A 26,875-nucleotide genomic window follows, 5' to 3' on the forward strand; every position below is an offset into this window, starting at 1 on the left:
AACTTCCGAAAGGCTTTTTCTCTACAAATTAACAGGCAATATTATTTCCATCCGCCGCCCAGGTCTCTGTAAACATGAACTGCAGCATTTAATTGTTCTTTTTTAGTATCTATTAATTCTAATTTAGCTTCTAATGCATCTCTTTGCGTCATTAAAACCTCAAAATAATCTACTCTTGCTGATTTAAACAAATCGTTTGAAACATCAATTGATTTATTTAAAGCGTCAACTTGCTGTGATTTTAAATCGTAACCTTTTTGAAGATTATCAATTTTAGAAAGCTGGGTTGAAACTTCTAAATATGCATTCAGGATGGTACGATCGTAATTGTACAACGCCTGAAGCTGTCTTGCATTAGCACTAGAAAATTCTGCTTTAATCGCATTTCTGTTAATTAACGGCGCAGCAATATCTCCGGCTAATGAATATAAAATCGATTCAGGGAATGTAAACAAATAAGATGGTTTAAAAGCCTGAACTCCAAAAGCTGCTGAAATATCTAATGAAGGATAAAATTCTGCACGAGCGACTTTTACATCTAATTTTGCAGCAACCAATTCTAATTCTGCTTGTTTAACATCTGGACGATTTGTTAATAATTGAGATGGAATTCCAGAGTTTACAGCTGCCGGAAGCAAATCTGTAAAATTGGTTTTGTCTCTTTTAATATCCTGTGGATATCGTCCTAACAAAAAGTTGATTTTGTTTTCGTTCTCTTTTATTTTCTGCAAAATATCAAACTCCAGACTTTTTGAAGTTAAAACCTCAGCCTGAAATTTCTGAACTCCAAGTTCAGTTGCTCTCGCCGCTTGTTTTTGAATTTTTACAATTTCTAAAGCGTTTGTCTGTAAAGTAATCGTTTGTTTTACAATCTCTAATTGGCTGTCTAAAGCTAATAATTCATAATAATTATCAGCAATCTCAGCAATAAGGTTTGTAATCACAAAATTTTTACCTTCAACTGTAGCTAAATAACGGTTTACAGCTGCTTTTTTAGAATTACGCAGTTTTTTCCAGATATCTACTTCCCAGTTTGCATAAGCTGCAATGGTATAATCCGGTAACGGATCTGGAGTTTCGATTCCCGGTTTAATTTCTGTTGTTGCATCACCCGCACCCTGGCTTGTGTAACGTCCTACTTTTTCGATTCCTGCACCGGCACGAACGCCGACAGTTGGCAATAGCGCCCCTTTACGAACTCTGATATCATTCTTTGCAATTTCAATTTCCTGCAAAGTCATATTCAGTTCCTGATTGTTTTTTAAGGCAACATCAATCAACTCTACAAGGTTTTGATCCTTAAAGAAATCTTTCCATTTTAAAGTCGATGTATTTGTTGTGTCCTGCGATTTTACGCTTCCAAATGCTTCCGGAACCGGAGCGCTTGTACTTGCTGTTTCAGCTGCAGGGGCTTTACATCCTGCCACGGCAAGACATAAACCCAATGCAATACTGTATTGATATAATTTAACTTTATACATGATTGTTATCAATTTCTTCTGTTAATGGATTTTCTTCTTCATGTTTTACCAGTTTGTGTTTCTCAGCAATTTTGGCAAATATGTAATACAAGCCCGGAATTACAAATACTCCGCAAATAGTTCCTATAAGCATACCTCCAGCGGCCGCAGTACCAATAGTTCTGTTACCAATTTTACCCGGACCAGTTGCAAATGCAAGCGGTAATAATCCCGCAATAAACGCAAATGAAGTCATCAAAATAGGACGGAACCTTGCTTTTGCTCCTTCCATTGCAGCTTCTAAAACGGTTCTTCCGGCTGCGTGCCTTTGTATCGCAAACTCTACAATCAATACGGCATTTTTACCTAATAAACCAATAAGCATTACCATGGCAACCTGCGCATAAATATTGTTTTCTAATCCTGCAACTTTCAATAAAAGGAAAGCTCCAAAAATACCCGCAGGTAAAGAAAGAATTACAGATAATGGTAAAATAAAACTTTCATACTGAGCTGCTAATACCAAATAAACGAATCCTAAACAGATTAAGAATACCCAAATTGCCTGATTACCTTGTGCAACCTCATCGGCAGAAATACCTGCCCAGTCAATATCATAACCTCTAGGTAATTTTTTAGCTGCTATTTCCTGAATGATTTTAATAGCTGTACCAGAACTGTATCCCGGAGCAGGTCCACCACTAATCTCTGTAGAAGTGTACATGTTATGTCTCGTAATTTCCGAAAGTCCGTATACTTTTTCTAACTTCATAAAAGCAGAGAAAGGAACCATTTCATCACGATTATTTTTCACGTATAATTTCAGAATATCATCTGGCTGTGCACGATATTCCGGAGCAGCCTGAACGATTACTTTATAGTTAATACCGTATTTAATGAAACTGATCTCGTAGTTACTTCCCACAAGAGTTGACAAAGTGTTCATGGCGTTTTCAATAGAAACTCCTTTTTGCTGTGCCAAATCATTATCAACTTTCATCATATACTGAGGGAAACTCGCACTAAAGAAACTGAATACGTTAGATAACTCTGGACGTTTGTTCAATTCTTCAACAAACTCCTTATTAACTTCTTCCAGTTTTTTGAAATCTGTAGTACCTGTTTTATCTAATAAACGAAGCTCAAATCCTCCCGCAGCTCCATATCCTGGTACCGCCGGCGGTTGGAAAAACTCAATATTTGCGCCTGCAATATCTTTTGACTTTTCTTCCAGTTCCGTCATAATTTCCTGAACAGATTGTTTACGATCGTTCCAGTCTTCTAAATTGATCAAACAAGTTCCCGCATTTGATCCTGTACCTTCTGTCAAAATTTCATAACCCGCTAATGCAGATACTGATTTTACACCTTCTACAGTTTCTGATATTTTTTGAAGCTTCAAGGCAACATCATTTGTTCTTTCTAATGATGAACCCGGAGGAGTTTGAATAATAGCGTAAAACATTCCCTGATCCTCATTCGGGATAAATCCAGAAGGAACTGTGCTGCTGATTAACCATGTTCCGGCACAGAAACCAAGAAGTGCTATAATTGTAACAGCTCTTCTGTTTACGATTTTACCTAATACATTTTGGTATTTACCTTGTGCAAGGTTGAACTTGTTGTTAAAACCATCAATAAATATATTTACAGGAGTTCTCTTTTTAGGTTTACCGTGATTGTTTTTCAACATCATTGCACAAAGTGCCGGTGTCAAAGTCAATGCCACAATACCAGAAAGAATAATCGCTGTTGCCATTGTAATCGAGAACTGTCTGTAGAAAACTCCAACAGGACCAGACATAAACGCAACCGGAATAAATACAGCCGCCATCAAGAAGGTAATCGCAATAATTGCCCCTGCAATTTCGTGCATTGCTTTTTTAGTCGCTTTTAATGGCGAAAGATGTTCTTCTTCCATCTTGGCGTGAACGGCTTCGATTACCACAATCGCATCATCGACGACGACCCCAATTGCTAATACTAAAGCAAACAACGTAATTAAGTTCAATGAAATATCAAAGAATGTCATGAACACAAATGTTCCAACTAATGAAACGGGTACCGCAATTGCCGGAATTACCGTAGAACGCCAGTCTCCTAAGAAAAGGAAAACTACTATACCAACTAAAATAAAAGCTTCAACAAGAGTGTGAATTACTTTTTCAATAGAAGCATCAAGGAATTTAGAAACGTCATAAGAGATTTCATAATTCATTCCTTTTGGGAATTTTTGCTTGATTTTTTCCAGTTTCGCTTTTACATCTTCAATAACCTGATTCGCATTACTTCCAAAAGATTGTTTTAATACAATCGCTGCAGAAGGTTTTCCGTTCAGGTTAGAATAGATATCATACATCGAGCTTCCAAATTCAACAGTTGCAATATCTTTCAATCGCAAAAGTTCTCCGTTAGCATTCGATCTTACCACAATATTTCCATATTGTTCTTTTGTTGTAAAACGTCCAGAATATTTCAATACATATTCAAATGCCTGAGAACGTTTACCAGAACTTTCTCCCGTTTTACCCGGCGAAGCCTCCAAACTCTGACTTGATAATGCTTCCATTACCTCATCTGCAGAAATTTTATACGCTAACATACGATCTGGTTTTAACCAAATACGCATGGCATATTCACGTGTTCCTAAGATATCTCCTGAACCAACTCCATTTACCCTTTTTAATTCAGATAATACGTTGATATCGGCATAGTTGTACAAGAACTTCATGTCGGTGTTTTTGTCCGTACTATAAAGGTTCACGTACATCAGCATACTCGGAACTTCACGTGTAATCTTAATACCCTCTCTAATTACTAAAGGAGGAAGTTTATTAGTAACCGAAGCCACACGGTTTTGAACGTTAATCGCTGCCTGATTAGGATCTGTTCCTAAATTAAATACAACCTGAATACTCGCTTCACCATCATTTCCGGCATCAGAAGTCATATATTTCATTCCCGGAACACCGTTTAAGGCTCTTTCCAACGGAATTACAACAGATTTAATCATAAGCTCTCCATTCGATCCAGGGTAATCCGCAGTAACGTTTACCATAGGAGGAGAAATCGAAGGGAATTGGGTAATTGGTAAATTCAATACCGACAATACTCCTAAAAAGACAATAATCAACGATATTACTATCGACAATACGGGTCTTTGAATAAATTTATTAAACATTTTTATATTTTTTTAATGATTAAACTTATTTGAAGTTTAAAAAAGGGTTTCAAGTTTCAAGTTTAAGGTTTCAGGTTTTCAGTGCGTAAACTTGAAACCTGAAACCTGAAACAATTAAAACAAAAAACTTACTCCGCTTTTAAGCGCAGGTTATTAATTACCTTTTTAGGAGACTCAAATTCGTATTTGATTTTGTCATTTTCTTTTACTTTCTGAACACCTTCAAGTAAGATTTTATCATTTTCATTAAGTCCCGTTTTAATCACATACAAATCAGGAATTTCACCTGTAATCGTGATCTCTTTTGAGCTTACTTTATCATTTTTATCAACTATAAAAACATATTTTTTATCCTGAATTTCGTAAGTCGCTTTTTGCGGAATTACGATTGCATTTTTAAGAGGAACCATCATTTGAACTTGTCCTGTTTCTCCGTTTCTAAGCAATTTTGCCGAATTTGGGAATCTTGCTCTAAAAGCAATATTTCCAGTTTCATTGTCAAATTCACTTTCGATAACTTCTACATTTCCTTTTTCTTTAAAAGTATCTCCATTAGCTAAAACCAAATTCACTTTGTTTTCGGCACGATCTTTAACATTTGTCTGATACTGAAGATATTCTGGCTCAGAAACATTGAAGTAAGCAAACATTTGACTGTTGTCTGAAAGACTTGTCAATAATTCACCTTCGTCAATAAGACTTCCTAATTTCAAAGGAATTCTGTCGATTGTTCCGTCAAACGGAGCTCTGATTTCTGTGAATGATAAATGAAGTTTTGCTAATGCAACTTCTGCTTTTGCAGATTGCAGTTTCGCCTGAGCAACGCTCAATTCGTTTTTAGAAACGATATTTTTATCTGCAAGTAATTTAGCATTTTGCAGTTCAATTTCTACTGATTTTTGTTCAGCCTGTGCTTTCAATAATTCTGCCTGATACATGTTTGGCATAATTCTGAACAATAATTGTCCTGCTTTTACAAACTGTCCTTCATCAACATAAATGTTTTGTAAAAACCCTTTTTCCTGGGCGCGGATTTCGATATTTCGAACAGACTTAATCTGCGAAACGTATTGTTTTGTAAATGAAGTATCAATTCTAACCGGATTTGTAACCGTGAATTTTTCTGCTTCTTCTTTCTCTTCTTTTTTAGATGTACAGCTAGTTAGGCACACTAGGGCAAACAAGCCCGTGAACACGATAATTTTTTTCATGATTTAGTTTGGAAATTAAGCGATTGAATGCTTGGAATAATGATTTCTTAAATGATAAAATGCATCAGCCAGCCTGAAGTCAGAACTTAATTTTCATATAAGCAGAAGTAAAAAAAATATACATCAACGAGATATGGAGATCACGACTTAGGTAACCGATGTATACTGTAAAATCAAATTCTTAATACTCGTTGAGTAATGTAGATAGGATTTGAATGCCCTAAAGAAGGCGTAAAAATTTTAAAACGATTGGAATCATTCGCAGCAGACTGATCTGAAAGTGCCAGATACAAATTGTCTACTAAGCTGTACGAAGCAGCAAAAAGCTTATTCGTAAGTAAAGCATCATCATTTCCTAACAGATCTTCTTCAAGATCAACATCGGCATCTTCAATTATAGAAGTTCCACGATCCTGGCTCGTGAATTTAACTCTGTGTTTCTGTGAAAGATTATGATGATGAGAAAAAGTATTTGCATTAAGATATTGGCCTCCGCCTAGCAGAAGCAAATTCATGAATACTAAAAATACTATTAACTTTCTCATTTGGGTGCGAAAGTAGTAAAACTATCAAAACAAAAAAAGAATTTTTAACAAGGTTTAACAGTTATATAAAACGAAAACGTTTTCATTTTTTTATTACATTAAAATTACATTCAAAAACGACGTTTTTTAAAGTATTTTAAGACAATAAACATCTTACTATTAAATTGTTAGCAGAATGTAGGAATCTATTTTAAGAAATTGATTTCCATAATGGTATATTCCTGTCCGGCTTTGGTGAAAGTTTTAAAAGTATCTTTCATTCCAAATTTTTCATAAAAAGACTTTTTATTGGTTCTGGCATTGCACCAAACTTTTTCTAAATCCCTTTCTTTAGCAAATTGTAAAATATATTCTAAAAGATGAGAAGCAATTCCTTTTCCCTGAAATGCTGATAAAGTAGCTAATTTTCGAAACTGCATTTCTTTACCTTCAATAAAACAGGAAATTATAGAAACTAATTTATGATCTTCAAAAACTCCAAAATGAAATCCTGAATTGTCTTCTTCTAATTGTACAAATTCAAAAGGCTGGTCCGGCCACATTACTTCGTGTCTTATCTGCCAGGTTTGTGAAGCCTGAATTGGTTTAATTTCCATTTTATGTTTATTTCTGAAAGTTCAAAATTACATCAATTTTAAAATAAAAAGGGAACCTTAAAACAGATTCCCTTTTCAATTATATTGATTTTTTGAATTACTTCTCTCTTATAAAATAAACTTCAGAATTATTTTCGGTTATTTTCTTGACGCCTTTTTTTCCGTACTTCCCTATATTAATGGCACGCATTACTTTATTATCATCATTTAAAAGACAATCCCAAACCCTTCCATCTGATAAAATAAATGCCGAATATAAAGAATCTGATCTGTCATCATTAAAATAAAGTAAATCCTCAGTTTTAACCAGCGTTTTTACTTTTGATTTGCGATCCTGTTCATAAAATAAAATTTTATCCTGCGCTATTTCTACTAATTTATCAACTTTTTGTTTTTTAAAATCTTCATTAGCTTTAAGTGTCCAAATTGGTTTATCGCCTGTAACTAACCAGGTTCCGCTTACTTTTTCTAAAACATCTTTTCTTAAAATTTCTTTTAAGGTATCTATCTCTCTTAATGATTCCTGCCCAATTTCGCTTTCCGGTTTAATTTTAGATGCCAATGAAAACAAATCAAGAGCTTTTACATACTCTGATTTCTTTAAATAAGAAAGGGCTAATTCGTATTTATTTTTCTGAAATGTTTCCTTTGAAGCATTTTGCGCTATACCTTTTATTGAAAAAAGCAAAATGATAAGAATCAAATAATTTTTCATCTGTTTAAACTTTATTTTTATTTTGCAATATTAGAATATTTTTCTTACAAAGTGAAATAAAAAATAAGTTTAATCTGATTTAAATTTAATTTGAAAATGAAATTAAAATTTGCATTGCTTTTGTGACATCTTTTTTATTGACAAAAATATGGTCGTGATAAAATGCTGCAACAACATTACAGCTTATATTATGATCTGAAAGTGCTTTTGAAAATGCGGCTGTTAAGCCCACAGCTTCCAGCGAAGAATGTACCGTAAGCGTTATCCATGACATTACTACAAAGTAATTCAGTTTCAGTTTTATTGCTATTTCTTCTTTTAAAATAATAGTTATAGCCTCTTTTTCCCTAAATAACATTTCAACTTCATCTAAGTTGAAATTCTCTAATGTATCAACTTTACAAAAAACATAATCGCCCCGTTTGTGTTCAGGTTTCATTGTTTTAAGTAATTTTTGAAGATCTTTTTCTCCTGACATTTTCTCTGTTTTATTTTAAAAGCTTATCTAATTTCCCTTTTGTTTCAGGAAAGTTTTTATCCATTGCTAATACCTTTTCATAATTTGCAATTGCATTTTTCTTATCTCCGCTTGCTTCATAAAAGTCGCCTAATGAATCATATACATTTGGGCTTTGCGGATAATTGGCAACATTTAACCTGAATAAATATCCGGCAAATTCTAAGTCTTTTTTCCCAAGCGATTGATACGCAAAATTATTCACTACATTTTCCGGCACATATACTTTATATCCTAAATGTTTTGAAACATCATTATAATGTTTTTCAATTTTGGTAAAAACGGCTGCATTAAAATTAATCTGTTCTGGTATAGAAAGCTTTAATTGACTGAATTTAAAAATGAAACGAAACGCATCATAAGTTGCAATTAAAGGTACAGAACCATGATTATCTTCGTTATAATATTTGTAATCATAATTAAGATTGCTCTTTTTATGCTCCTTCAGGAAATCATTTAAATTTAAAATAGCCCTGATATGTCTTGTAAAAGCAGTAGTATCTTTTCTAACTTTAATTACATCCATATTATCATCCATTGTATTGGCAGTTGCTAAAAACAAGGAAATATTGGTTAAGTTTTTTGCGGCTAATTTTTTAGTGGTTTCTTTTAAAAACTGGTCATGATCCCACCACATACTTGGGTCTATCGATACGTATGAATTGAATAAAGAAGTATGATTAGTCAAAATATTCATAACAGTCAATCCGCCAAAAGAATGCCCTACTAATGTTTTGTATGGCGCAGTTGGATATCTAGCATCAATATACGGAATCAGCTCTTTTTCAAGAAAATCGGCAAATTTTTCTCCGCCTCCAGATTGTTCACTGAGATTTTTAGGAACAAACGGAAGATCAACTTCAGAATGTGTTGGTGTTAAATCCCGATTACGATTTGTATTTGTGATCCCTACAACAATCATTTCCGGACAGTTTGTATTTCCATTTACTTCACTTAGTTCTTCGATTATCCCAACAACCGAGCTAAAATGTCCATCACCATCAAGAAGATAAACTACAGGATATTTTTGTTTTGCAAATCCTGTATTTTGAGCGCTTTTGGGCAAATGAATCCATATTTTGCGATTCTCGTTTAATATTTTTGAAGAAATACTATCGATAGTTCCTATTTCGATTTTTGAGTTTTTTTGAGCAAATCCAATAGTAGACAGCATTAAAAAAACAAAAAACAAGATTAATTTATTCATTAAAATCCTAACTAAGCTGCTTTTCATAATTGGTTATTTTATTTGGTTCATTGTTAAAAGATTTTTATGACTGATAAAAAAACCGCCTTAATCATTAGAAAAAGACGGCTTTTAAGTTTTTTATTTGGCTGCCCAGATATTATTGTCAGGCGTAGCATCCATAAAGATCCCGCCATCAAGCGTAACTTTTTTAATTTGCTTTTTACTGCTTAAAGCAACCGAAACTAAATTTTGATTTTTCTCCCAAACTGCCGGAGTTTGATGAACCGTTTCTGTTGAATCATCAGCATAAACAATATTTACATCAAACGGAATGGCAAAACCTCCTTTGTTTTCTATAGCAACTGTATTTTTTGAAACATCTTTAACAGAAAGATCAATATAATTATTTGTAAAAAACCAGTTATTGAAAAACCAATTCAGGTTTTTTCCTGAACCTGTGTTCATCGAATTAAAATAATCCCACGGAATTGGATGTTTTCCGTTCCACGTATCCATATAATGGTGCAGTGCTTTTTTGAATAAATCATCTCCAAGTAAATCTTTTAAAGCTATATAAGAAAGAGAAGCTTTTCCGTATGAGTTGTTTCCATAACCCGGGCCAGAAACTTGTGTAGACATTGAAATGATTGGCTGATCTTCTTCTGTTGATTTATCGTTAATGTATTGCTCAACTCTAAATTCTTTATAAAATTTATCTGCAGCTTCTTTTCCGTGTTCTGCAATTCCAATTAAATATTCAAAAGTGGTTGCCCAGCCTTCGTCCATAAAAGCATAACGCGTTTCGTTGATTCCCATATAAAAAGGAAAATAAGTATGTGCTACTTCATGATCCTGAACTAATTGAGCAAATTTTGGATCATTCATTTGTGAATCGTTACACATCATTGGGTATTCCATATCTGCAAAACCCTGAAAAGCTGTCATTTTAGAAAACGGATACGGAACTCCAGGCCAGTTATTAGAAAACCAGTCTAAAGCATATTGATTGTTTTTAATTGAATTTACAAAATCAGTTCCTTTTACATCATAAGCTGCCTGTACACTTGCGCGGCGATTTGTTTTTTTATCTACCACAACGCTGCTCGCATCCCATAAATAATGATCGCTTAAACCAAAACATACATCTGAAATATTTTTAACTTCAAATTTCCAGATATTCCATTCGTTTTGTTTGGTTACGACACCGTTTTTTATTTCCTGTTCGTTTGCAATATGCATGATTTCATCTGTTACGTATGATTTTTTCAAACGTGCTGCAAACTCAGGCTGTAAAACCTCATCTGGATTTAAGAAATCTCCGGTTGCATAAACCACATAGTTTTTTGGTGCTTTTACAGAGTAAACATAATCGTTGAAATCATTGTAGAATTCCTGACGATCTGTATGTGATATTCTGTCCCAGCCGTTGTAATCATCAAAAACAGAAACTCTAGGATAACTATACGCTACAAAAAATGTAGTTTCGTCAATTTGTCCTTCTCTTCCGCTTTCTTTTGATAAAGGATAATTCCAGTCAATATTAATGGTGATTTTAGAATGTGGTGCAATTGCTTTTTTCAATTTCACATTCCCCACAGTTCCCCAGCTTCTGGCATCTTCTTTATAGACTACATCGGCTACTTTTAGAGACGTAATTGTTAATCCGTTACTTAAAAAATCGTCACTTACGCTTCCGCCTCTTGGTGAAGAAGGTTTATGAAGATTGTTTACAAACCGAATTGCAAGGTTTCTTAAACTATCGTTACTATTGTTTTCGTAAACGATTGTTTCTGTTCCGCTTACCAATTTTGTTTTGGCATCAACAGTAATATCCATTGTATATTTTCCGTGGTTCTGCCAGTAGTTTTTTCCAGGTTTTCCGTCTTTCGAGCGAGTCCCTTTGGCGTAAGCCTCTTTAATATTTCTTGGCATATAAAGCTCTTGCGCAAAGCCCGTTTGTGCCAAAAACAAAAAAGTTATAAATGCAAATTGAAATAATGTTTTTTTCATAAGCTGGTTTTTGGTTTTATAAAATTTAAGTGTTTTATATAAGACCGCGTTTTTAAAATAAAGTTACAAAATTGATAAAATTTATCTTCCAAGTTATAAAAAATCAAACTTAGAATCTCAGCAACTTAAAAAAAGAAAAACCGCCTAATTCAAGAAGAAAAAGACGGTATCTACAATTAATATATAACCTTGATACTACAAAATATAATCGGTATTAATAAAATTTGATTCCTTGCTGTTTAGCAATTCCTGCAAAATTTCATTGTTATAAGCGATATCTTTTGAAGCGACAAACGTACGAATTGAGAAAGAACGCAAAGCATCTGGAATACTTAAAGTACCAACTGCAGAATCTTTACGACCTGTAAATGGGAAAGCATCCGGGCCTCTTTGGCAAGAACTGTTTAAGTTCACACGGCATACTAAGTTTACCAAAGCATCGATAAGCGGTGCTAGGGTTTTAATATCTTTTCCGAACAAACTTACCTGCTGTCCGTAATTAGATTCGGCCATATCTTCTAACGGCTGCTGAATATCTTTAAAAGAAATAACCGGAACTACGGGTCCAAATTGCTCTTCGTGATACACACGCATTTTGCTGTTTACCGGATATAAAACGGCTGGGAAAATAAAATTATCGGTATGTTTTCCTCCTTTTTCATTCAGGATTTTTGCGCCTTTGCTTGTTGCATCGTCAATTAATCCCTGAATATATTTTGGCTTATCTGTTTCTGGAAGCGGTGTTAATGCTGCTCCTTTTTCCCACGGATTTCCAAATTGTAATGCGTCTACTTTTTCAGAGAATCTTTTATTAAACTCTTCTATAATTGATTCGTGAACATATAAAACTTTTAAAGCCGTACAACGCTGTCCGTTAAAAGATAAAGTTCCCGTAATACATTCCTGAATTGCCAAATCTAAATCGGCATCCGGAAGAATAATTGCAGGGTTTTTAGCTTCTAATCCTAAAATTAAACGAAGTCTGTTTTTATTTGGATGCTGATCTTGTAAAGCAATCGCCGATTTACTGTTTCCAATTAATGCCAAAACATCAATTTTACCCGATTTCATAATTGGAGAAGCTACTTCTCTTCCTCTACCGTAAACAATATTGATAACACCCTTTGGAAAACTGCTTCTAAAAGCTTCCAATAATGGCGAAATACATAATACACCATGTTTAGCCGGTTTGAAAATTACAGTATTACCCATAATCAAAGCCGGAATCAACAAAGAGAAAGTTTCGTTTAAAGGATAATTATAAGGTCCAAGACATAAAACTACTCCAAGAGGTCCACGGCGAATCATTGCGTTTACACCCTGCACTTTTTCAAAATGTGCACTGCGTCCGTTTAATTCTTTGTAGCTGGCAATTGTATCATAAATATATTCGACAGTTCTGTCAAATTCTTTTTGAGAATCGCCAAGGTTTTTTCCAATTTCCCACATCAAAAGTTTCACAACTTCTTCGCGGGTTTCTTTCATTTGGGTAACGAAATTTTCCATGCATTTAATACGGTCTGCTACTTTCATAGTTGGCCATAATCCCTGCCCTTTATTGTAGGCCGCATTTGCAGCTTCAACAACTTCGGCAGCTTCTGCTTCTGCCATAAACGGAATAGATCCTAATAATGTTGGCGTATATTTTTCTGTAGAAGAAATAGTCGAAAAAACAGGTGTGGTTTGTCCTGTCCATTGTTTTAATTCTCCATTTACAAGATAAGTGTCTTGATTTATAAGGCTTTTAATTTCAAACTCTTCTGGAATTAAACTCATAATCTGGTAATTTTTATTTGGTTATTAATAGCGGTTTAATGAAAAAAGAGGCTTTTTTATGCCTCTTTTTCATTTTATGGTTGTACGGTTTCGCCTTCCCAGTCCAGGATTCCGCCTAGCAGATTATAGGCATTTTCGATGCCTAATTCATTCATAACCTGGCAAGCTTTTGCACTTCTGGCTCCAGAACGACAATACACGTAGTAATTTTTATTTTTATCTAATTCTTCGATTTCATAAATAAAACCCTGACCTTTATTGATATCAATGTTTAAAGCATTTTCAATATAGCCATCATTAAATTCGTCTTCAGTTCTTACGTCCAGTATAACTGCATTCTCGTCAGCAGCAAGCTGATTAACCCAATCTTCTTGTGATAAATTCATAATAAATGTGTTTTTGTAAAATTACGACGTTTCTATTAATTAAAAACGTACCAAATGCGATTTCGATTATTATTCTCAGAAAACGTTTTAGAGAAAGTATTATAATCAGTGAAACACAAATTTACTTACTATTTTTAAAAATACACCCTAGAAAATCGATAGAAAATAGGATTTTTTCATTTGCTCAAAATACCTTCAAATATAGTTTTCTGACAATTAATGACAGCTGAATCTATTATCTTTGTAAAAAATTATAGTATTTAATCTCTTTTTGATAAAATGTTTTGCCACGAATTACACGAATTTTCACGAATTATTTTTTGGAATTTTGTGAAATTCGCGTCAAAAAAATAATTTTCAACATATAAAAAAGACATCCAATATTTCAAAAAAAATATTCGTCATCAATTCAAAAATAATCACTAAATGAATTCGTGAAAATTCGTGAAATTCGTGGCAAAAAAAATATAATACATGCAAAATTCATTAAAAACCATCTTTCCTAATTTCTCCAGCGAACTTATTGCGACTATTGAAGAAAACGGAAGCCATCAGGATTTTGAGGCCGGAACTATTTTAATGCGCACCGGACAATATATTAAAAACACAGTTTTAATTACAAAAGGAAAAATCAAAATTTACCGTGAAGGCGAAGATGGCGGTGAGTTTTTAATGTATTACCTGCAGCCCGGACAAGCCTGCGCCATTTCGATGATCTGTACCGCAAAAAGTGAAAAAAGCCAAATCATGGCAAAAGTAGTGGAAGATGTTTCGGTTATGATGATTCCGCTGCAAATGATGGACAAATGGATGATGGAACACCGTTCGTGGTATGAATTTGTAATTGAAACTTATAGAAGTCGTTTTGAAGAAGTTCTGGAAGTTGTCGATAATATCGCTTTCCGTTCTATGGACGAACGTTTGGAGTTTTATTTAAAAAGACATTCTGATGCCTGCGGATGTTCTGAAGTAAAACTTTCACACCAAGAAATCGCCACCGAATTAAATACTTCAAGAGAAGTAGTTTCACGCTTACTTAAAAAAATGGAACAACGAGGTTTGGTCAAACTAAACCGAAACCAGATTGAATTATTAAAGTAATATTGCCCACAGATTTTACTGATGAAACGGGTTTTCGCTGATGTTTTGTCACATTGAGCGAAGTCGAAATGCTTTGCGGGTTCTTGACTTCGCTCAATGTGACAAACTTTATCTTCAATTTTAAACACATAAAAACATAGTTTTTTTGTCGTAATAATAGATTGAAATAAATATATAGATTATTTACACATAGCTATGTATATTAATGAAAAGTGAAACGCCTTTTTTTGAGTTAGTAAAGCTATGTCACTATGTGTTAAAATTTATCTGCTCAATGCAACAAATAATCTGTGTCAACCCGTTTCATCCGTAAAACCTGTGGGCAAAAAATCCCCTATGTGATAAATGTTACTGTAGATTTATAATTAACGAAGCAACTTTGCATAAAAATAAATGCAATGGAATATTTAGGATATTTTGCTTCAATCATTATCGGGGTTTCGCTGGGTTTAATTGGCGGAGGCGGATCGATATTGACAATTCCTATTTTGGTGTATTTATTTAAAGTAAATCCTGATCAGGCTACTTCGTATTCCTTATTTATTGTTGGATTAACCGCTTTATTCGGAAGTTACAGTCATTATAAAATGGGAAATCTTAAACTGAAATCAGCTTTGTATTTTGCGATTCCTTCTGTGATTTCGATTTTGATCATTCGCGAAGTTATATTTCCTCAAATTGCTGCGACACTTTTTTCTGTGGCGTCTTATACCGTTTCAAAAGATTTTCTGATTATGATTGTCTTTTCGGTTTTAATGATAACAGCGGCGATTTCGATGATTCGGAAAAACCTTTCGGAAACAAAAAGCACCGAAACCAATTATATTCAATTAAGTATCATTGGATTTTTAGTGGGAATCGTGACCGGATTTCTTGGTGCCGGCGGCGGATTTTTAATAATTCCGGCACTTTTGTTTTTTGCAAAATTACCTATGAAACAAGCCGTTGGAACTTCATTATTGATTATTACAATCAATTCTTCAATAGGTTTTGGAGGAGATTTATATATAGGAACTCCAATAGATTATACTTTTTTATTAGGCGTTTCGGGAATGGCACTTCTTGGAATGTTAATTGGAAGCCAGCTTTCTAAAAAAATCGACGGAACTAAATTAAAACCGCTTTTTGGCTGGTTTGTTCTCGTAATGGGATTTTATATAATTGCTAAAGAGGTTTTGTTTTAATTATTTTTTTCACGCAGATTTAGCAGATAAAGCAGATTTTTTTCTTTAAATATTTTTGAATGAGTTTCACTTGTAGAATCTTTTTCGAAGTTTAAACCAAGACTTTAAATAATTTTGATAAAAACTGCGGTTTAAAGTTGGTTTTCGCATTTTTGTCATTTCGACCGAAGGGAGAAATCGCACTAGAAGCTCCGTAAAGAATGTCGTCAATCTTTGGCGAATCCCGCGTGCGATTTCTCCCTTCGGTCGAAATGACAATGATTGTGGTTATTTTTTCAAAAGCTTTTCTAAATATTCAACCTTTTCTTTTTCGGCCTGAACTAAACGTTCATAAAGTTCAACTACTTTATCTAAAGGATTAAAAGTAGCATACATGCCTTGATTAAAGCTATTTCCCTGACTTGAACTATTATCGTAAAAATTATTAAAAAAATTAAAAACAGATTCTTCTGTAAAATTTTCAATAGCTTCTACTGTCACGCCAAGTGCTTTTGCAATTTGTACCAATTTTTCAAAATCGACAGTTTCACTGGTTTCAATACTGGAAATAGTTTGCTGACTTGTGCCAATGGCATCCGCAAGTGCTCCTTGTTTCATTCCGCGAAGCTCTCTTATTCGGCTTATGTTTCTTCCTATATTTCTGGGTCTGGTTTCTGTGCTCATAATTCAAAGATATTTAAAATTTCCCGAAAAAATTATTGGTTTGGTAAAATACACATTTGTCTTATGTACGATACAATTTCGTGTCTTTTAATCCAACCAAAAATATAATTTTTCTGACAAAAAAATAATACTAAATAAAAATAGTATCTTTTTTACTTGTAGATAATCTTTGTCAAAGTTTTAAACTTTGACAAAGATGAAACTATTTAATTCAAGTTGCTAGTCTGATAATTCAATAAATAAATTGGCTCTAGAAAAGTTTAATCCCTACGGGATATTTTTTCTGGTAGATTTTATTATTCTACTACCAATATTTAACTCCTAACGGAGTAACAAAAAAATATCTCGGAGAGATTATATATTGGTAGAAACCAATTTATTCATGTCAAATTTTGTCCCGTAGGGACTACTACTACAAATATTTAACTCCTAACGAGTAACAAAAAAATATCTCGGAGAGATTACATATTGGTAGAAATCAATTTATTCATGTCAATTTTTGTCCCGTAGGGACTACACTTTATTAACTAGCAACTTGAATTATTTAAGCTATTTTCTTCTCTGTAGTTTTAGCATTTGGTTTTCTATAGAATAAATACCTCAAAACCAAAGTATAAAAAGTAAAAATTGAAGTCGTTAAAGTTCCTACAACAAATAAAAATTCGGTTTGCGAAAGAATAAAGAATTTATAAGATGCGCCTGCTCCGTGCAGTAAAATAACAAGAGCAATAAAAATCGCCCATCTTGACGAAAAAATAAAAGCTTTTTTAGCGTTTTCCTGTCTCAGCTTTCGTTCCAGACTTTCGTTTGCCTGTTCGATTTCAAATCTTTTAAGTTCTATATATTCCGAATGGCTTTTTGGATCGTAAGGTCTCATTAAATGAGCTTCTTTCTCAGCCTCTTTCGTTACATCTTTTGGAACATTAATAATATCATTTCCTAAAGCACTTTCGGGTAATTTTTCTGCTAAAGTCTTTTCCATTAACTATTCAATTTTTGCTGATAATATTCTTTAATTAAATCATTTCCAATTACAACATCATGCGATCCGTCCCAGGTTTGCCACCACGGACTTCCCTCTTCATGCGTTAATGCCGAAAGCTGTAATCCCGATAAACCTTTGTAATTATCCCAGATTTTTTTCAGGAATTCTTTATCCTCTTCTTTTAATGGAGTTTTCGCAGAAATATTTAACAAAAACGGATCAACCGGATCTTTCCCAAACATTCGTATGGCATAATACAAATCTGGAATAACTGCGCCGTATTTCCACGCCTGAATTTCATTATCAAAAAGTGGTTTTCCGGTAATTCCCAAATGCCATCCATCCGAAATATAAGTAAGCTTTAGCAATTTCATTGGGTCAAGTCCCTGTCCTTCTGCTTTTGCCAATTCTATGAAGTACTTCGCTATATCAAAACAATTATACATTTTCTAAAATTTTAATTATTTCTCTTCTAACAAAACTAAGAAAATCCCAACCAAATACAATATTTGTAAAAATTATATTAAAAAAATTTAACGAGAAGTTTTTGGGCGTTACCTTCGGCCGGGCTATCCGCTTGTATCTTTTTGTTTTTGAAGAAAAAACAAAAAGGATACCGCTTCTATCCCTAACGCAACCTCGGATAAATAACTTATAGTTTTTCAATAAATTAGCTGGAGGTAAACAAATCTATATAAAAAAGGCTTTAGCCAAACTTTACGATTTGGGCTAAAGCCTTCTCAATATCAATAAAAAACCTCCAGCTAAAACTGGAGGCAATTGATCTTAAACCAAAATTACTTAGCGTTGTCCGCCAGAAACAGCAATTGTTTCGCCAGTAATCCAATACGAATCTTCAGAAGCAAGAAATACAGCAACTTTTGCAATATCTTCTGGTTTGCCTACACGTGCTAGAGGCGTTTCAGAAACATGCCATTTTTCTGCATCTCCATTCATAACTCCAGAACTATGAGAACCTTCTGTTTCGATTAGTCCTGGATTAATAGAATTGACACGTATTTTCTTTGGACCAAATTCTTTCGCAAGAATACGCGTCATGGCATCTACAGCATATTTAGTTTGTGTGTAAACCAATGTAGTTGGCATATCAAGTGTTGATACAATCGAACCAACATTAATAATAGCACCGCCGTTATCTCCAAATAATTTTGCAGCCTGCTGAATCGTCAATATACTTCCCAAGACATTAATGTTAAACATACGATGAAAAGATTCTTCGGTAATATCATCAATACCTGCAAAACTGTAAACACCGGCATTATTTACCAAAATATCAAGCTTACCAAATGTTTTTGAAATTTCTTCAAAAATGCGTTTTACATCAGCCGCTTTTTCAACATTACCTTGTATTGCAATTGCTTTTCCGCCATTAATAGTTATTTCTTCAACAACTTTATCGGCGTCATTTTTATTACTAGAGTAATTTACAACTACTGTTGCGCCTTGATTTGCGTATGCTTTAGCGATTCCGGCGCCTATACCTTTTGATGCGCCTGTTATTAAGGCTACTTTACCTTTTAATTTTTGTGAATTTTCCATTTTAACTTTATTAATTATACGTTGTTAATTGATAAAGCAAAGTTGGGTATTAAGTGAGGCTGAAAAGTTGAAGTATCTTAGGAAAAAAGGTTGAACTAGTTCAACCTTTTTTCTTTACTTTTTCATTACGTATTTTCGATAAAAACTCTGTAGTCATATTAAGATAAGACGCGAGGGCGTATTGCGGCAGTCTTTGCGCAACTTTTGGAAACTTTTCCAGAAACTCCGTATAACGTTCTTCTGCATTTTGCGTAAGCGTTGCAATAATACGACGCGCAAAAAATGCAGCAGATTTTTCGGCCATTATTCTAAATAATGTTTCAAGATTATGAGCGGAAGATTTAAGTTTCTGTTCGGCTTCATGATTTATTTGCAGAATCACGCTGTCTTCTAACGCGACTATAAACATCGTCGCCGGAGTTTGGTATATATAACTATTATAATCAGCTATCCACCAGTCTTCGATAGCAAACTGAATGGTATGCTCGTTTCCTTTTTCATCTACAACATAAGCGCGAAAAGCTCCTTCAAGCACATAAGTTCTGTGCTTGTTTACAAATTCCGGCTGTACGATAAACTGTCTTTTCTTTATTTTTCGCACTTTAAACTCAGACAATAAAGCATCTATTTCATACGGCAACAAAACGACTTTTTGATTAATATTTTCAATAAATGATGTCAGGTCTTCCATGAAGTTTAAGTTACGATTTAGAATGGATGTAAGCAGTATTATTAATTGCCTCCAGCTTTAGCTGGAGGTAAACAAATCTAAATAAATAAAAGGCTTTAGCCAAACTTTACGATTTTGGCTAAAGCCTTTTCTGAGTATCAATAAAAAAACCTCCAGTTAAAACTGGAGGCAATTAAATATAATTCTTCTTCAAAAATATTTTTTAGTACCAATATAAATTAAAAGCACCGTAAGGATGTAATTTAAAATTCCAACTTTCTACCTTAATCAATATCAATAATCTCTCTGAAAATATTAAATGTCTTTGAGCACTTGAAACAAATACATCAATTAAAGTATGAGCCAATTTTATATTCATAATATCAAGATTATCAAATACAACAACTAAACCATTTTCTTTGATTTCTATTTCGTTTAAGCATTCATCTAATGCATCCCAATTATGTCCGTAATAAACTGGAAAATCGAATTTACTATGTAGAGAAGTATGCATTATTTCTTTATTTGACCATTCTGTACAATCAAAGTTTAAAATATTATACCCTTCGGAGATTAACCAATCTGTATCATTTTTTAAAATTTGATAATCATTATATGGTTTTACAAAACCACGAGCCATTATTGTATAATCTAATCTTTTCCAGCTGTCAGGCCCATTTGTAAATTTAATCATGTTTTTTAAATCTATTTTTGATCTTCGGTTTCAGCCAAATATAACAAACATTTTGGCTAAAGCCGATACCTATAAATTAAATAACCGTTGGTTAAAACCAACGGTTATTGATATATAATTAATTCGTGAAAATTTGTGCAATTCGTGGCAAAAAACAAAAAAATCAATGTTCCCCATACCCAATATCATCCATCTTCCCGCTAAAAACACGATACTGAATAATAAAATAAATTACCACAAGAAACAAAGCCACAAAAAACCAGCTCATTCCGGCGTTTAATCCGTATTCTCCGGCGGCAGTATTATAAATCGTTAACGACGGATTTACTTTATTTGTCGAAGGCAGAACATTCGGAAAAATAGAAACCGCTGTTGAAGCAAATCCTCCCACTAAAAAGAAAGTAGAAAACATAAATCCGTAACCGTCTTTTTGAAACGAACGCACTTTGAATAATCCCAAAATTCCAACAAAAGTCAAAAGCGGAAAAAACCAAAGAATAGGGTTTTCAACGAAATTATGAAACGGTTTTGGTTCGATAAAATGCCAAACCTGCAATGAAATACAAACTAAAACCAACAGAACAATATTCAATGCAAAAACAACTTTTTTAAGCTTCGGGTTTAAAGATGAATTCGTTTTATAAATAATCCAGTTCGCACCGTGAATTGTTAAAGCAACAGTACTCACAATTCCAAGGAAAAGCGTAAACCAGTCAATAATTCCTAATTCATTTGCCTGCGGACTAAAAGTTGGATTCCACAAAGGAAGAAAGAAATAATGTGCTTCTTGAGTAGAAACTCCATTTTGCACCATTCCGAGATTGACGCCGCGAACAATATTTCCCAAAGCAATTCCAAAAAACAACGCTAAAAGCAAACTCGCAATTCCGAAAGCTTTATCCCAAATGGTTTCCCACATTGCGTTATGAATCTGTCCGCGCATTTCCAATCCAATAGCACGAAAAATCAAAAGCCATAAAATCATAATCAAAGGCAGATAAAATCCGCTGAAAGAAGAAGCGTATAAAGTTGGAAAAGCAAAAAACAAGACACCTCCGGCAGCAATAAGCCAAACTTCATTGGCATCCCAAAACGGCCCAATGGCACTCGTAATTGCTTTTTTATCTTTTTCTGTATCGGCAAAAAATAAATGAATAATTCCTGCCCCAAAATCATAACCGTCTAAAACCAAATAAACAGCCAGGATTCCCATTAAAACTACGTACCAAAAAAATTCCATATTTATATTTTTTCTGTTGAAAGTTCCACGTGACGAGGCCCTTTATTGATAATTTTTCCAACCAAAAGTAAAAACAACATTCCCAGTAAAAGGTATAAACCAATAAACCCAAGTAATGTAAACAAGGTATTTCCAGATGAAACTGTTGGCGAGGCTCCGGCAGCAGTTCGCAGTAAATTATAAACCAGCCAAGGTTGTCTTCCTAATTCGGCCGTGTACCAGCCTGTTGTATTCGCGATATACGGAAATGGCATCATAAACATAAGAGACCATAAAATCCATTTGGTTTCAAATAATTTTCCTCTTATTAATTGAAAAAGTGAAAGCACCATTAACCCAATGAAAACCGTTCCGAGTCCCACCATAATATGATAGGCATAATATAGTCCCGAAATATTTGTTGGATGTAAATCTTCTTCAAACTGATCTAAACCCTTAATTTCCTGATCCCAGTTTCCGTAAGTCAGGAAACTCAAAATATTAGGAACAGCAATTTTATTATCGAGTTTTTTATCTTTTACATCGGGCTGACCAATTAAAACAATTTCAGAACCTCTCTCTTCGGTATGGAAAATTCCTTCCATTCCGGCGAAAGTTACGGGCTGATATTTCACCACATTTTTGGCTAATAAATCTCCAGTTGGAACTGCTACAACAATGCTGGAAATCAATCCGAAGATAACTCCCGTTTTTAGGAATAATTTTCCAAAAGAAACATTCTTATTACTTAAAATATAGAAAGCGCCAATTCCGGCCACAACAAACGAACTTGTCACCAATGAAGCCACCTGATTGTGTAAATAAGAAGGCCAAAGCCAAGGATTTAAAAATAAAGCCTGAAAATTATTCAGAACAAATTTTCCGTTTTCAAGAATTTCATAACCCACCGGATTCTGCATCCACGAATGTGTGGCGATAATTAAAAATCCGCTGGTCCAGGAACCAATCATGATTAATAATCCAGTTACAAAATGCCATTTATGTCCGAGAAGTTTTTCTCCAAATAAAAATATTCCCAGAAAAGAAGATTCGAGAAAGAAAGAAAACATTCCTTCCATTGCGAGAGTCTGCCCAATGATTCCGCCTGTTAATTCGGAGAATTTTGCCCAGTTCGTTCCAAATTGAAATTCCATTGGAATTCCGGTTACAACACCCATTGCAAAATTGAGAGCAAAGATTTTCATCCAGAAATGAGTGGCGTGATTGTATTGTTCGTCGTTAGTTTTTAAGTATTTCCATTTGAAGTAAACAATAATGAGTGAAAGACCCATTGTAAGCTGCGGAAAAAGATAATGAAAAGTAATAGTGAATGCGAATTGCATTCGATCATAAAAGAGCATTTCTTCCATAAAGTGGTATTGTTTTATGAGGTTTCACAAATTTAACCATTACAACCCGAATTAATGCCTTTTAAAAGAAGTTTATCGCTTGATATTTGTTAAACTTTTCAACAATTTAAATGTGCAAACTGCACTTATTTTTTACGCCACAGTTTGTCATTTCTCCCTTCGGTCTAAATGACAAGATTATGTATAGCTATGCGCATTTAAACATAGTCCACGGTTTCAACCGTGGGAACACGATGCATATTCCCATACGTTTCCTGCGGTTGAAACCGCAGGCTATATTTAATTACACGGATTAATGTGATTATTTTTTTAGAATTCCTTTTTCTACACTTTCATTTATCAAACCTTCGGCATAATTCCATAAAGATGTTGAACCATTTTTTATAACGCTCTTTTTTTCGTAAACTTTATTATACTTTACATCAAATTCTTTCCATGTTCCGCCGTTGTTAGAAGTATTCTGCAGTAAAGGTTCTAATCTGTCCATGGATCTTGCAAATTTAGCTTCGTTTGTTTCGCCTGCTTCAAATTCTTCCCAAATAGTTATAAAGTCTTCAGCTTGTTTTTTAGGCAGTAAACCAAAAATACGATTCGCTGCTAATCGTTCTTCATCTGTATTATCATGACTTTTCAACGTATCATACATGAAAACATCTCCAGCATCGATTTCTACAATATCATGAATCAAAACCATTTTTACTACTTTCAAAACATCGATGGGTTCATTGGAGTGTTCTGCCAAAACAATAGCCATTAAAGCCAAATGCCAGCTGTGTTCGGCATCATTTTCACATCGGTCGCTGTTGAATAATTTTGTTTTTCTCTGAATGTATTTTACTTTATCAATTTCTTTTATAAAGGCAATTTGATTCAATAAATCTTCTGTGTTCATATAACTGATTTTTAAGACGCTGCAAATTTACAAAATACAGCCACAAAGCATTCTCTTGTTTCATGGTAATTACGTTTAATTTTCAACATATTAAACTTTCCCTAAAATTCAACTTAAAGAACTTTTCCAATTTATTTTATTTTAATTTTATCGATGCTTGAAAAAACAATAAAATGGCAAAAACAATAATACAATTTGAGGAAAGTTTATTTACTGAAACAGACGGCAGTAAATTCAATAAAACAAAAGATAAACTAATAAAAAGCTTTTCTCAAACCGATAGAGAAAAAATAATCGAGATTTTGATGGAGTATTCAAGAACCGGAAGTATGCCGCACTGGAGAAATTTTCTACTAACGGACATTCTTGAACTGATACAAGAAAATGAAACTCAATATGCTGATTTCTTTCAATGGACAATTACTCAACCAGAACTAACGTATTGGGGAATAGACGGGCTTATTAAAGTATTAGGCAGAAAATCGTATGACACTGTGATTAACTTAGTTTTAAATGAAACTTTATCAACAGAAACCCGTGCAAAAGCGATTAAAAGTATTGCTGTTTACAGTAAACAACCTTTTGATCGTGATTTTCCAAAAGATCCCGGTTATTGGAAAATTGAAAATTTTAGGATTGACGAAATATTAAACTGGCAAAAACAAGGATATAAGGACGGTGTTGGTTATGAAAAACCTACTATTCACCCAAGCTTAAAAAATCCAAAAACAGAACTTGAAAAAGCGGTTTCAAAATTAGATGCCTTACTCAAAAAAGAAAGAGAAGAAGATCAGGATTTATCAAACCCTTCAAACTGGCTTGTTGTTGCCAATGAAAATCAAATAAATGAAATACAGAAAAAATGGATTTTACCAGAAAATTATCTTCTGTTTTTACAAAACTTCTCACCTGTTAATGTTTTTATCGATAAAGATGCTTTTTTTCAAGGATTAACTTTATATGGTGCAGCTGATTTAATAAAAAACCAATCTGGATATTCACTAAATGGAATTACAGGAGAAGTTTTTAAAGACTGGCCTACAAATTATATTGTCATTGCAGATTCTGGTGCCGATCCGTTTTGCATAGATATTGCAGACATTACAATTAATGACGCTCCAATTTACACCAGCACGCATGGTGCAGGCAAATGGGAATTCGAAAAATACGCTGGCTCGTTTGTTGATTTTTTAAAAAATATTACAGAATAATTTTTTTGACAGGAAATGACATTCATCATATAGAAAATTATAAGTTGAAGCTTAATTACTGCCCATTAAATTTGCTTATATCACTTATATGGTTAATTTTCTATTTTTTATACAAAAATCAAATTTCTGTAACATTAGTCACCTATTTTAAAAGAAAACAGAGTTATCTTTGTATTCCCAATATTTTTCAATTCATATCATGAAAATAGAACAAATTTACACCGGATGCCTCGCACAAGGTGCATACTATATAACTTCAAACGGAGAAGCAGCTATTATTGATCCGTTAAGAGAAATCCAGCCTTATTTAGATCGTTTAGAACGTGACAATGTGAAACTAAAATACATTTTTGAAACGCATTTTCACGCTGATTTTGTTTCCGGACACATTGATTTAAGCAAGGAAACAGAAGCTCCAATTGTTTACGGACCAAATGCGGCCTGTGAATTTGACTGCATTTCTGCAAAAGACGGACAGGAATTTAAACTTGGAAATGTGACAATAAAAGCATTGCATACTCCGGGTCATACCATGGAAAGCACTACTTATTTATTGATTGACCAGGACGGAAAAGATTATGCAATTTTTTCTGGTGATACCTTATTTATAGGCGATGTTGGTCGTCCGGATTTGGCTCAAAAAGCAGCCGGAATGACTCAGGATCAATTAGCCGGAATTTTATTTCACTCTTTAAGGGATAAAATTATGACGTTGAACGATGATGTAATTGTTTATCCTGCGCACGGTGCCGGAAGCGCCTGCGGAAAAAACATGAGCAAAGAAACAGTTTCAACTATTGGAAATCAAAAAGCTACGAATTATGCTTTACGCGCCAATATGACGGAAGCTGAATTTATTGAAGAAGTAACGGACGGATTATTACCTCCTCCAGCCTATTTCAGCATGAACGTTGCCATGAACAAGCAAGGTTACGAAAGTTTTGAAACGGTTTTGCATAACGGAATGAAAGCTATTGATGCAAAAGATTTTGAGGCTGTCGCCGAAGAAACCGGAGCTTTAATTTTAGATACCCGAAAAAGCGGCGATTTTGCAAAAGGATTTATTCCGCAGTCTATTAATATAGGAATCAACGGAGATTTTGCTCCGTGGGTTGGAACTTTAGTGGGCGATGTAAAACAACCTATTATATTAGTAACAGAATTGGGTCTTGAAGAAGAAACGGTTACACGTTTAAGTCGCGTTGGTTTTGATTCTATTATCGGACATTTAGAAGGCGGTTTTGAAGCTTGGAAAAAAGCTGGTTTTGAAATTGATAGCGTTAACCGAATTTCGGCAGAACAATTTGCTGCTAAATTTAATATCAAAGAAGATAAAGTTATTGACGTTCGTAAAGAGACTGAATACGAAGCAGAACATATAGAAGATGCTTACAGTAAACCTCTCGCTTATATTAATGACTGGGTAAAAGATATTAATCCAAATGAGCATTTTTATTTACATTGCGCAGGCGGCTACCGCAGTATGATCGCAGCTTCGATTTTACAGGCTCGCGGTTTCAGAAATTTTAGCGAAATTGACGGCGGTTTTGGAGCTATCGCAAAAACTGAAATCCCAAAATCAGATTTCGTTTGTCAGAGTAAGGTTTTAAAAGCATAAATAAAAGTTTTACCATTAAGATATTAAGTTAATTAAGTTTTTGAGCTTAATGAAACTTTTCAAAGAAGGTTAGGAAAAATTAAGCATTCCAACTTAATTAACTTAATATCTTAATGGTAAAA

At 33.8% G+C, this 26,875-nt stretch carries 24 protein-coding genes; 4 read left to right on the forward strand and 20 right to left on the reverse strand.

Translation table 11 applies throughout. The features are described from left to right. Positions 1-41: 41 nt before the first annotated feature. From APR43_RS12410 to APR43_RS12460, 11 genes are all read right to left on the reverse strand, one after another. Positions 42-1,481 (reverse strand): TolC family protein, encoded by a 1,440-nt coding sequence (locus APR43_RS12410; RefSeq protein WP_053473931.1) that lies wholly within the window; start codon positions 1,479-1,481, stop codon positions 42-44. Further along, positions 1,474-4,641 carry an efflux RND transporter permease subunit gene (locus APR43_RS12415; RefSeq protein WP_053473930.1) on the reverse strand — a complete coding sequence of 1,056 codons (3,168 nt, stop codon included), beginning with the start codon at positions 4,639-4,641 and terminating at the stop codon, positions 1,474-1,476. The genes APR43_RS12410 and APR43_RS12415 overlap by 8 nt, the downstream gene beginning before the upstream one ends. A 128-nt stretch (positions 4,642-4,769) precedes the next feature. After that, the gene (locus tag APR43_RS12420; RefSeq protein ID WP_053473929.1) at positions 4,770-5,852 is read right to left on the reverse strand and encodes an efflux RND transporter periplasmic adaptor subunit; all 1,083 of its coding nucleotides are present in this window, start codon (positions 5,850-5,852) and stop codon (positions 4,770-4,772) included. Positions 5,853-6,025: 173 nt separating this feature from the next. Next, positions 6,026-6,397, reverse strand: a complete 372-nt coding sequence (locus APR43_RS12425; RefSeq protein ID WP_053473928.1) for a hypothetical protein — start codon at positions 6,395-6,397, stop codon at positions 6,026-6,028. A gap of 185 nt (positions 6,398-6,582) precedes the next feature. Beyond that, the gene (locus tag APR43_RS12430; RefSeq protein WP_053473927.1) at positions 6,583-6,993 is read right to left on the reverse strand and encodes a GNAT family N-acetyltransferase; all 411 of its coding nucleotides are present in this window, start codon (positions 6,991-6,993) and stop codon (positions 6,583-6,585) included. Between the two features lie 97 nt (positions 6,994-7,090). After that, entirely contained in the window at positions 7,091-7,708 is a 618-nt protein-coding gene (locus tag APR43_RS12435; protein ID WP_053473926.1) for a hypothetical protein, read from the reverse strand. An 85-nt stretch (positions 7,709-7,793) separates the two neighbouring features. Further along, complete coding sequence (locus tag APR43_RS12440) at positions 7,794-8,186, reverse strand: ACT domain-containing protein (protein ID WP_053473925.1); 393 nt, start codon at positions 8,184-8,186, stop codon at positions 7,794-7,796. Positions 8,187-8,196: 10 nt separating this feature from the next. Continuing rightward, positions 8,197-9,459: an alpha/beta hydrolase-fold protein gene (locus APR43_RS12445; protein WP_240514952.1), complete on the reverse strand. Its 1,263-nt coding sequence runs from the start codon at positions 9,457-9,459 to the stop codon at positions 8,197-8,199. 93 nt (positions 9,460-9,552) lie between these two features. Beyond that, on the reverse strand, positions 9,553-11,424 hold the full coding sequence (locus APR43_RS12450) for a M1 family metallopeptidase (protein WP_053473924.1): 1,872 nt from the start codon (positions 11,422-11,424) through the stop codon (positions 9,553-9,555). A 195-nt stretch (positions 11,425-11,619) separates the two neighbouring features. Next, complete coding sequence (locus APR43_RS12455; protein WP_053473923.1) at positions 11,620-13,200, reverse strand: NADP-dependent glyceraldehyde-3-phosphate dehydrogenase; 1,581 nt, start codon at positions 13,198-13,200, stop codon at positions 11,620-11,622. A gap of 74 nt (positions 13,201-13,274) precedes the next feature. Further along, the gene (locus APR43_RS12460) at positions 13,275-13,586 is read right to left on the reverse strand and encodes a rhodanese-like domain-containing protein (protein ID WP_053473922.1); all 312 of its coding nucleotides are present in this window, start codon (positions 13,584-13,586) and stop codon (positions 13,275-13,277) included. A gap of 474 nt (positions 13,587-14,060) precedes the next feature. On the opposite strand from APR43_RS12460, the gene APR43_RS12465 reads away from it, so the two are divergent. Next, positions 14,061-14,687, forward strand: coding sequence for a Crp/Fnr family transcriptional regulator (locus tag APR43_RS12465; RefSeq protein WP_053473921.1), 627 nt, complete (start codon positions 14,061-14,063; stop codon positions 14,685-14,687). Positions 14,688-15,085: 398 nt separating this feature from the next. Further along, on the forward strand, positions 15,086-15,871 hold the full coding sequence (locus APR43_RS12470; RefSeq protein WP_053473920.1) for a sulfite exporter TauE/SafE family protein: 786 nt from the start codon (positions 15,086-15,088) through the stop codon (positions 15,869-15,871). Between the two features lie 267 nt (positions 15,872-16,138). Here APR43_RS12470 and APR43_RS12475 read toward each other — a convergent pair whose 3' ends face one another. From APR43_RS12475 to APR43_RS12515, 9 genes are all read right to left on the reverse strand, one after another. Continuing rightward, positions 16,139-16,534 carry a helix-turn-helix domain-containing protein gene (locus APR43_RS12475; RefSeq protein ID WP_053473919.1) on the reverse strand — a complete coding sequence of 132 codons (396 nt, stop codon included), beginning with the start codon at positions 16,532-16,534 and terminating at the stop codon, positions 16,139-16,141. Between the two features lie 544 nt (positions 16,535-17,078). After that, positions 17,079-17,516: a hypothetical protein gene (locus APR43_RS12480; protein ID WP_053473918.1), complete on the reverse strand. Its 438-nt coding sequence runs from the start codon at positions 17,514-17,516 to the stop codon at positions 17,079-17,081. Continuing rightward, positions 17,516-17,965: a Panacea domain-containing protein gene (locus tag APR43_RS12485; protein ID WP_053473917.1), complete on the reverse strand. Its 450-nt coding sequence runs from the start codon at positions 17,963-17,965 to the stop codon at positions 17,516-17,518. The genes APR43_RS12480 and APR43_RS12485 overlap by 1 nt, the downstream gene beginning before the upstream one ends. A 355-nt stretch (positions 17,966-18,320) precedes the next feature. After that, positions 18,321-19,079: an SDR family NAD(P)-dependent oxidoreductase gene (locus APR43_RS12490; RefSeq protein ID WP_053473916.1), complete on the reverse strand. Its 759-nt coding sequence runs from the start codon at positions 19,077-19,079 to the stop codon at positions 18,321-18,323. Positions 19,080-19,179: 100 nt separating this feature from the next. Next, positions 19,180-19,770: a Crp/Fnr family transcriptional regulator gene (locus APR43_RS12495; RefSeq protein WP_053473915.1), complete on the reverse strand. Its 591-nt coding sequence runs from the start codon at positions 19,768-19,770 to the stop codon at positions 19,180-19,182. 202 nt (positions 19,771-19,972) lie between these two features. Continuing rightward, the gene (locus APR43_RS12500) at positions 19,973-20,443 is read right to left on the reverse strand and encodes a barstar family protein (RefSeq protein ID WP_053473914.1); all 471 of its coding nucleotides are present in this window, start codon (positions 20,441-20,443) and stop codon (positions 19,973-19,975) included. Positions 20,444-20,606: 163 nt separating this feature from the next. Then, positions 20,607-21,683, reverse strand: a complete 1,077-nt coding sequence (gene cydB, locus APR43_RS12505) for a cytochrome d ubiquinol oxidase subunit II (RefSeq protein ID WP_053473913.1) — start codon at positions 21,681-21,683, stop codon at positions 20,607-20,609. Between the two features lie 2 nt (positions 21,684-21,685). After that, positions 21,686-23,032, reverse strand: a complete 1,347-nt coding sequence (locus APR43_RS12510) for a cytochrome ubiquinol oxidase subunit I (protein WP_053473912.1) — start codon at positions 23,030-23,032, stop codon at positions 21,686-21,688. A 301-nt stretch (positions 23,033-23,333) separates the two neighbouring features. Further along, positions 23,334-23,924, reverse strand: coding sequence for an HD domain-containing protein (locus APR43_RS12515; RefSeq protein ID WP_053473911.1), 591 nt, complete (start codon positions 23,922-23,924; stop codon positions 23,334-23,336). Between the two features lie 173 nt (positions 23,925-24,097). On the opposite strand from APR43_RS12515, the gene APR43_RS12520 reads away from it, so the two are divergent. Together APR43_RS12520 and APR43_RS12525 are read left to right on the forward strand one after the other, a co-directional pair. Further along, positions 24,098-25,135, forward strand: a complete 1,038-nt coding sequence (locus tag APR43_RS12520) for an SMI1/KNR4 family protein (RefSeq protein WP_053473910.1) — start codon at positions 24,098-24,100, stop codon at positions 25,133-25,135. Between the two features lie 199 nt (positions 25,136-25,334). After that, complete coding sequence (locus tag APR43_RS12525) at positions 25,335-26,753, forward strand: MBL fold metallo-hydrolase (protein WP_053473909.1); 1,419 nt, start codon at positions 25,335-25,337, stop codon at positions 26,751-26,753. The last annotated feature ends 122 nt before the right edge of the window (positions 26,754-26,875 follow it).

The organism is Flavobacterium sp. NLM, assembly GCF_002210235.1.
GTDB lineage: Bacteria > Bacteroidota > Bacteroidia > Flavobacteriales > Flavobacteriaceae > Flavobacterium > Flavobacterium panici.